The organism is Pseudomonas sp. MD195_PC81_125 (genome assembly GCF_014060985.1).
Lineage (GTDB): Bacteria > Pseudomonadota > Gammaproteobacteria > Pseudomonadales > Pseudomonadaceae > Aquipseudomonas > Aquipseudomonas parakoreensis.
Genome location: NZ_JABULD010000191.1, coordinates 1 through 7,265 on the forward strand (window position 1 = coordinate 1; position 7,265 = coordinate 7,265).

At 60.0% G+C, this 7,265-nt stretch carries 8 protein-coding genes; 3 read left to right on the top strand and 5 right to left on the bottom strand.

Annotation, left to right across the window (positions count from 1 at the left end; genetic code table 11):
- Positions 1–91: 91 nt before the first annotated feature.
- The gene (locus HT737_RS08160) at positions 92–559 is read right to left on the bottom strand and encodes a PA2169 family four-helix-bundle protein (RefSeq protein WP_025112834.1); all 468 of its coding nucleotides are present in this window, start codon (positions 557–559) and stop codon (positions 92–94) included.
- 206 nt (positions 560–765) lie between these two features.
- Between HT737_RS08160 and HT737_RS08165 the strand changes: the two genes are divergently transcribed.
- Both HT737_RS08165 and HT737_RS08170 read left to right on the top strand, forming a co-directional pair.
- Positions 766–1,002, top strand: a complete 237-nt coding sequence (locus tag HT737_RS08165; RefSeq protein ID WP_003213031.1) for a DUF3820 family protein — start codon at positions 766–768, stop codon at positions 1,000–1,002.
- Between the two features lie 28 nt (positions 1,003–1,030).
- Positions 1,031–2,212 (top strand): aminotransferase class V-fold PLP-dependent enzyme, encoded by a 1,182-nt coding sequence (locus HT737_RS08170; protein WP_182402151.1) that lies wholly within the window; start codon positions 1,031–1,033, stop codon positions 2,210–2,212.
- A gap of 5 nt (positions 2,213–2,217) precedes the next feature.
- On the opposite strand, the gene HT737_RS08175 is transcribed toward HT737_RS08170, so the two are convergent.
- The 4 genes from HT737_RS08175 to zwf all read right to left on the bottom strand — a co-directional run bounded on the left by HT737_RS08175 (position 2,218) and on the right by zwf (position 6,073).
- On the bottom strand, positions 2,218–2,943 hold the full coding sequence (locus tag HT737_RS08175; RefSeq protein ID WP_182402153.1) for an intradiol ring-cleavage dioxygenase: 726 nt from the start codon (positions 2,941–2,943) through the stop codon (positions 2,218–2,220).
- A gap of 280 nt (positions 2,944–3,223) precedes the next feature.
- Positions 3,224–3,889 (bottom strand): bifunctional 4-hydroxy-2-oxoglutarate aldolase/2-dehydro-3-deoxy-phosphogluconate aldolase, encoded by a 666-nt coding sequence (locus HT737_RS08180; RefSeq protein WP_131671168.1) that lies wholly within the window; start codon positions 3,887–3,889, stop codon positions 3,224–3,226.
- 17 nt (positions 3,890–3,906) lie between these two features.
- Positions 3,907–4,620, bottom strand: coding sequence for a 6-phosphogluconolactonase (gene pgl, locus HT737_RS08185; protein ID WP_047295975.1), 714 nt, complete (start codon positions 4,618–4,620; stop codon positions 3,907–3,909).
- The gene (gene zwf, locus HT737_RS08190) at positions 4,607–6,073 is read right to left on the bottom strand and encodes a glucose-6-phosphate dehydrogenase (protein ID WP_182402155.1); all 1,467 of its coding nucleotides are present in this window, start codon (positions 6,071–6,073) and stop codon (positions 4,607–4,609) included. The genes pgl and zwf overlap by 14 nt, the downstream gene beginning before the upstream one ends.
- Before the next feature lie 227 nt (positions 6,074–6,300).
- Here zwf and HT737_RS08195 point away from each other — a divergent pair, with 227 nt between their 5' ends.
- The gene (locus tag HT737_RS08195; RefSeq protein ID WP_169842436.1) at positions 6,301–7,161 is read left to right on the top strand and encodes a MurR/RpiR family transcriptional regulator; all 861 of its coding nucleotides are present in this window, start codon (positions 6,301–6,303) and stop codon (positions 7,159–7,161) included.
- Positions 7,162–7,265: the final 104 nt, after the last annotated feature.

Genomic DNA, 7,265 nt, shown 5'->3' on the forward strand with positions numbered 1-7,265 from the left:
GTAGGAGCTGCCGCAGGCTGCGATCTTTGGCTTTTCCCTCAACGCAAAAAAAACGCCAGACTAGCTGGCGTTTTTTATAACCTGCAAACGCTTACGAACGCGCGCGAGCCTGGTTACGCAGGGCTTTCACCTGGTCGTGATTGCGTTGCACACCGTGGTACTGACGCTCAACCAGGTCACGGATGCCGACCAGGTTGTGCTTGTTGATTTTCTCGATGGCTTCACGATAAGCCTTGAGTGCATGGTCTTCACCGCGCTCGGCCTCGTTCAGTACAGCCTCTTCGTCCTTGCCGGTGAACATGGCTTTGACGTCGACCCAGCGACGGTGCAGGTCACCGCTGACGCTGGTAGAGGTTTCCGGATCACCGCCCATCGAGCGCACGGTAGCCTGCAATTCGGCAGCGGCGGTGGCGCAATCGGCAGAACGCTTGGCGAACAGCGCTTTGAGTTCTGGATGCTTGATGTCTTCGGCGCAAGTCTTGAACCCTTCCTGACCGTCCTTGCTGGTTTCGATCAGGTCGTTGAGTACAGAGATGGCTTCTTTGTTCATGTCAGTCATTTTTCAATTCCTTGCGGTTGGTTGAAGATGCAAGGGTTATTGCAGTGTGCGTGCCAGCTTTCTGATAAAAAATAAATCCTTGTTTTTCAACAAGTTAAAGATATTTGAACTATCTGTATCACGGTTATTTGCATGATCTGTCATTTGGCCTGCATGCAGAATGCCTGTATTTTCCAGAGTGTTCCGAAGCCAGATGATTGCCCCTGATGAATCCTGAAAAACTCGAACTGCTGATCACCCGTGAAATGCCCTTTGGCAAGTACAAGGGCCGGATCATTGCCGACCTGCCGGGCCCTTATTTGAACTGGTTCGCTCGCGAAGGCTTCCCTCACGGCGAGCTCGGCGGACTGTTGGCGCTGATGCAGGAAATCGACCATAACGGTCTGTCGGAGCTGCTTGAACCGCTACGCGCCAAACACGGCAAACCCGCCCCGCGCCACTGAAGCGCCCTCCCCCTGAGCCGAGTCGACCATGCCTGACAACACCCGCCGCGCCCGTGACGAAGCATTCTGGCAAACCTTCGCCGATCGCTACGAAGCACAAACCGGCCCGCTGAACCTGGAAAACGGCTACTTCGGACGCATGTCGCGCACGGTGATCGAGGACTACCAGCGCAACATCGAGCTGATCAACACCCGCAACTCGGTGTATGTGCGCCAGCGTTTCGAACAGCACGACAGCCTCGACATCCGCGCGCAACTGGCCGAGACGATCGGCGTGCGCGCGCAGAGCATCGCCTTCACCCGCAACGCCAGCGATGCACTGCAGTCGCTGATCCGCAATTACAATCGCCTGCTGCCGGGCGATCAGGTGCTGATCTGCGACCTGGAATACGACACGGTCAAAGGCGCCATGCGCTGGCTGGCGCGCCATCGCGGTGTGGAGGTGATCGAGATCAGCCACACCCATCCGGCCACTTTCGACAGCCTGCTGGATACCTATCGCGAGGCCTTCGTCCGCTATCCAAAACTCAAGCTGATGGCCCTGACCCACGTGACTCATCGCACGGGGCTGGTGATGCCGGTGCAGGCCATCGCCGCGCTGGCGAAACAACATGACATAGACATCATCCTCGACGGCGCCCACGCCCTCGGCCAGATAGAGTTCAACCTTGAAGCCTTGGGCATCTCGTTCGCTGGCTTCAATCTGCACAAATGGATTGGCGCACCGTTGACTCTGGGTTTTCTGTACATCGCTCCGCAGCGCCTTGCCGACATTGATCCGGACATGGGCGAAATGCACTTTCCGGCCAGCGACATCCGCGCGCGCACGCCGTACAGCACACCGAACATTCCGGCACTGATGTCCCTGCCGCTGGCGCTCGAGGAGCATCGTTCGCTCGGCGGCGCAGCAGCCAAGGGCGCGCGACTGAATTACCTGCGCAACCTGTGGGTCAGCGCCGTGCGCCACTTGCCGGGGATCGAAGTGATGACCCCGGACGATCCGCGCTTGTATTGCGGGATCACCTCGATGCGTTTCACTCGTCACGCCGATCAACAGGCAATGGTCGAGCGTCTGCTCGATGAGTACAACTTGTTCACCGTGGTGCGTAACGGTGCAGCGAGCGGGCCGAGCATCCGTATCACTCCGGGATTGACCACCACGGCGGCTGACATGCAGTTGCTGACCCGTGCACTCAACGAGCTGCGCTGATCCGTTCACACGGTGTACTTGTCGAAGTCCTCGGGCTTGATCTGCGACGAGGCGGCAAAGGTGTCGATGCCAATGGTCAGGTGGCCGAAAAAACCGTCCTCGTGCGATTCACGACCGATCGGCCACACCGTCAAGGTTGAGCCCTCGCCGCCCATGTTGGCGTAGTAGCTGTCCTCGGCATTGTTCAACGGTGCAGAGGCCCGCCCGCGATAGTCCCGGGCATTGAGCACGGCGCGTGACACCACCTCGGGAAAATACAGCTGACCGACCCAGGCCACGTTGCGCTCATCCAGATATTCACGGCCGGTAACCATGCGCACGGCCACATGAATGTGCAGCGCCCGACCGGCATAGAACCCCGGATAGATGGTGGTGAAGCGCGCACGTCCCTGCTGATCACAGAACTGGCTGCCGCGCAGGTAGGTGTCATCATCGGTACGCGGGATCGAGCCGATGGCATCGGTGTCGACCTCCCGATCCGGATTGATCCGGCTCCACCCCGAATAGGCGCCCCGCGCATTGCAGTGCCAGATATCCACCAGCGCGCCGCTCACCGGCTCGCCGGTCATCGCGTCGACGATCGTCAGGCGCAGCAGCAGTGGCAGGCCCTCGGCGCCCTCGCTGATATTGCGTCGCAGTAATTTGGGATTGCGGAAATACGGCCAGGCGATTTGCTCGGGCGCCAGTTGATACACCGGTTGGGGTGTTGCGGCTGAAATGTCTCGTTCCATGACGCGTTCTCTCTTCCATAAGATGAACGCAGATTAACGGCGCGCGCCGCTCTCGGTGCGGTAACTATGTATCGCAGCGTAACGGTGATACCGCACGCCTCACTGTAGGAGCTGCCGCAGGTGCGATCTTTTTGATGTTTGTTTTTTAAATCAAGATCAAAAGATCGCAGCCTGCGGCAGCTCCTACAGGGGTTGGATTTTCTTCGGGCAAAAAAAACGGTGCACCGACCAAGCGCACCGTAAAGCCGTAGAACACACAACGAAGTGTCAGGTAAAACGTTTAGTTCAGCAGTGCCAGGGCCTCGGCGGTGCATTCCTGAATGCGCGCCCAGTCGCCGTTCTTGATCCACTCCGGATCGAGCATCCAGCTGCCGCCCACGCACATGACGTTTTTCAGTGCCATGTAGCTCTTGATATTGGCCGGGCCGACACCACCGGTCGGGCAGAATTTCACTTCACCGAACGGGCCGCCGAGGGCCTTGATCGCCGCCACGCCACCGCTGACTTCCGCCGGGAACAGCTTGAAGCGGCGATAACCCAGGCCATAGCCTTCCATGATGCCAGAGGCGTTGCTGATGCCTGGCAGCAGCGGAATCGGGCTGTCGACGCTGGCTTCGAGCAGGTCACGGGTGATACCCGGGGTGACGATGAACTGCGAACCCGCCGCTTCAGCCGCCGCAAGCATGTTGCGGTCGAGCACGGTGCCGGCACCGGTCACCAGTTCCGGACGCTGGTCACGCAGGATCTGGATCGCCTTGAGGCCGAACTGCGAACGCAGGGTCACTTCCAGCGCCGTCAGACCACCCGCGGCCAGGGCGTCGGCCAGCGGCAGCACATCCTGTTCACGGGCAATGGTGATCACCGGCAGGATCCGCGCCTTGGCGCAGAGGCTGTCGATCAGCGCAACTTTGTCCGCCATGGAAACGGTCGGGGATGGGGTTGTCATAGCGGCTGTTCCTTGGCTCATGGGCACCAGTAGATCTCTAACGTAGGTTGCAGAAACGCGCGCACCGGCATGGCCGCGACGTCGTCGGATGCCAGTGCGGCATTCAGTGTGGTCAGTTTCGATTGACCGGAAATCGACAGAATCTTGTGCTTCGCCGAAGCCAGCAGCGCGCGGCTCATGGTCAGGCGTTGACGCGGTACGCTCGGCGCCAGCATCGGCCAGCAGCGACGGCTGCCGTCAACCTGCAAGGCTTCATTCAGGTTCGGGCTGTCGGGAAACAGCGACGCGGTGTGACCGTCATCGCCCATGCCCAGCACCAGCACGTCAATCGGCGGCAATTCGGCAAGCAAGCGGTCGGCCTGCTCCGCAGCCTGCTCGACATTGGCCGCCGCGCTGTAGAGGCTGAGGAACTGCGCCTTGGCGGCCGGGCCCTTGAGCAGGTACTGCTTGAGCAGACCGGCGTTGCTGTCGGCGTGTTCGACCGGTACCCAGCGCTCGTCGGCGAGGGTCACGACGACCTTCGACCAGTCCAGCTCCTGCTTGGCCAGGTGCTGGAAAAACGCCACCGGGCTGCGACCGCCAGAAACCACCAGCACCGCGTTGCCGCGTGCCGAAATGGCATCGCTCAGTTGCTTGGCAACATTAAGCGCCAGACCTTCGGCCAACAGCACCGGACTCTTGAACTGGTGAGCGTGGACGCCCGCAGGCAGTTTCACATCAGATATCGCCATACCACGACCTCCCGTCCCGCGTGATCAGTGCAATCGAGCTCATCGGCCCCCACGACCCGGCCGCATACGGCTTGGGCGCGTCACCGGATTTTTTCCAGCCGGCGATCAACTGGTCACACCACTTCCACGCGGCTTCGATTTCATCTTTACGGACAAACAGGTTCTGATTGCCGTTCATCACTTCCAGCAACAACCGCTCGTAGGCGTCGGGGATCCGCGCACTGCGCCAGGTGTCGGAGAAATTCAGTTGCAGCGGGCCGCTGCGCAGTTGCATGCCCTTGTCCAGGCCTTGCTCCTTGGTCATCACACGCAAGGAAATGCCTTCGTCCGGTTGCAGACGGATGATCAGTTTGTTGCTGATCTGCAGGCGCTGTTCCGGCGCAAAGATGTAGTGCGACGGTTCCTTGAAGTGGATGACGATCTGCGACAGCTTCTGCGGCATGCGCTTGCCGGTCCGCAGGTAGAACGGCACGCCGGCCCAGCGCCAGTTGCGGATGTCGGCACGCAGGGCAACGAAGGTTTCGGTGTCGCTCTGGGTATTGGAATTCGGTTCTTCGAGGTAGCCCGGCACGGACTTGCCTTCGCTGTGCCCGGCGATGTACTGACCGCGCACCACTTGCGTGGTCAGGCCTTCCGGGCTGATTGGCGCCAGGGCCTTGAGTACCTTTACCTTTTCGTCACGGATGCTGTCGGCGGACAGGTCGGCCGGCGGGTCCATGGCGATCAGGCACAGCAGCTGCAACAGGTGATTCTGGATCATGTCGCGCAGCTGGCCGGCCTTGTCGAAGTAGCCCCAGCGGCCTTCGATGCCGACCTTCTCGGCCACGGTGATTTCCACGTGGGAGATGTAATTCTGGTTCCACTGGGTTTCGAACAGGCTGTTGGCGAAACGCAGGGCGATCAGGTTCTGGACGGTCTCTTTGCCCAGGTAGTGGTCGATGCGATAGGTGCGGTTCTCCGGGAAGAACTGCGCCACGGCGTCGTTCACCTTGCGCGAGGATTCCAGATCGGAGCCGATCGGCTTTTCCAGGACCACGCGGGTGTTTTCTGCCAGACCGACTTTCGCCAGGTTCTCGCAGATCGCGCCGTACACCGCTGCCGGTGTGGCGAAGTAGGCAATCATGCGTTGCGCGCTGCCGGTCGCTTCGGCCAGCGCCACATAGTCTTCAGCCTTGAGGAAGTCGACGTGCAGATAGCTCAGCCGCGCGAGAAAGCGCTCGGCCACCGCCTCGTCCAGCTCTTTGCCGACGTAACGGCGCAATTCGGCGGCGATAAACGCCAGGTGCTGCTGCTCGGAGCCGGGTTCACGGGCCAGCGCGATAATGCGCGTGTTCTCGTGCAACAGGTCGGCGCCATCGAGGTGATAAAGGGCAGGAAACAGCTTGCGCAGGGCCAGATCGCCCAGAGCGCCGAACAAGGCAAAGGTGCACGGTTCAACCGTAATCGAAGGCATGATGTTTGTTCTTTTATCAAGTTAAGCTACAAATACCTTTTTTTCAAGGCATCACTCAAGGGAAAATGTAGTAATAACCACAACATTTTCGCAAAATACAGATTCCGAGTGGTGGTCGGTCGGAGCCATCAGTAGGATAGGCCACCGTCACGGGCCACATCAAAGGCCCAATTTGCATAGCCCGGCGCACCTTTGCGCAGGTGAATTAGGAATTCCATATGGACCGCGTGCGAAATTTACTGGAACAGATCCAGAGTCGCCTTGAAGAGCTGAACAAGGCCGAACGCAAAGTCGCCGAGGTGATCCTGCTCAACCCGCAGCAGGCCACCCGCTTCAGCATCGCCGCCCTCGCCCAGGCCGCGTCGGTGAGCGAGCCGACGGTCAACCGTTTCTGCCGTTCGTTCGGTGTCAGCGGCTACCCTGAACTCAAGCTGCAACTGGCGCAGAGCCTGGCCAGTGGCGCGGCGTATGTCAGCCGCGCGGTGGAGGCCGATGACAATCCCGAGGCGTACACGCAAAAGATTTTCGGCAGCGCCATTGCCTCGCTGGACAGCGCTTGCCAGGCGCTCGATCCGAACCTGATCAGCCGCGCCGTCGACCTGTTGATCCAGGCGCGGCAAATCCACTTTTTCGGCCTCGGTGCGTCAGCGCCTGTGGCTTTGGATGCGCAGCACAAATTCTTCCGCTTCAACCTCGCCGTCACCGCTCATGCGGATGTGCTGATGCAGCGGATGATTGCGTCGGTGGCGCACACTGGCGAGCTGTTCGTGATCATTTCTTACACCGGGCGCACCCGCGAACTGGTGGAAGTGGCGCGCATCGCCCGGGAGAACGGCGCTTCGGTGCTGGGCCTGACCGCGGAGAATTCGCCGCTGGCCAAGGCCAGTACCCTGAGCCTGAATATTCCGCTGCCGGAAGACACTGACATCTATATGCCGATGACCTCGCGGATCATTCAGTTGACAGTGCTGGATGTGTTGGCGACCGGCATGACCCTGCGTCGCGGGGTGGATTTCCAGCCGCATCTGCGCAAGATCAAGGAGAGCTTGAATGCCAGCCGGTATCCGGTGGGTGACGAGTTCAACTGAGGCCTGATAATTCTTTATTGAATGATCCGGCCTCATCGCTGGCAAGCCAGCTCCCACAGTGTCCGGGTCGTCCACAAAATCCATGACCGCCACTGAGTCTGTGG

Bases quoted from the DNA above. Each gene is read 5' to 3' on its own strand.
- HT737_RS08160 (WP_025112834.1), bottom strand. From the start codon at position 559: ATGACTGACATGAACAAAGAAGCCATCTCTGTACTCAACGACCTGATC.
- HT737_RS08165 (WP_003213031.1), top strand. From the start codon at position 766: ATGAATCCTGAAAAACTCGAACTGCTGATCACCCGTGAAATGCCCTTT.
- HT737_RS08170 (WP_182402151.1), top strand. From the start codon at position 1,031: ATGCCTGACAACACCCGCCGCGCCCGTGACGAAGCATTCTGGCAAACC.
- HT737_RS08175 (WP_182402153.1), bottom strand. From the start codon at position 2,943: ATGGAACGAGACATTTCAGCCGCAACACCCCAACCGGTGTATCAACTG.
- HT737_RS08180 (WP_131671168.1), bottom strand. From the start codon at position 3,889: ATGACAACCCCATCCCCGACCGTTTCCATGGCGGACAAAGTTGCGCTG.
- pgl (WP_047295975.1), bottom strand. From the start codon at position 4,620: ATGGCGATATCTGATGTGAAACTGCCTGCGGGCGTCCACGCTCACCAG.
- zwf (WP_182402155.1), bottom strand. From the start codon at position 6,073: ATGCCTTCGATTACGGTTGAACCGTGCACCTTTGCCTTGTTCGGCGCT.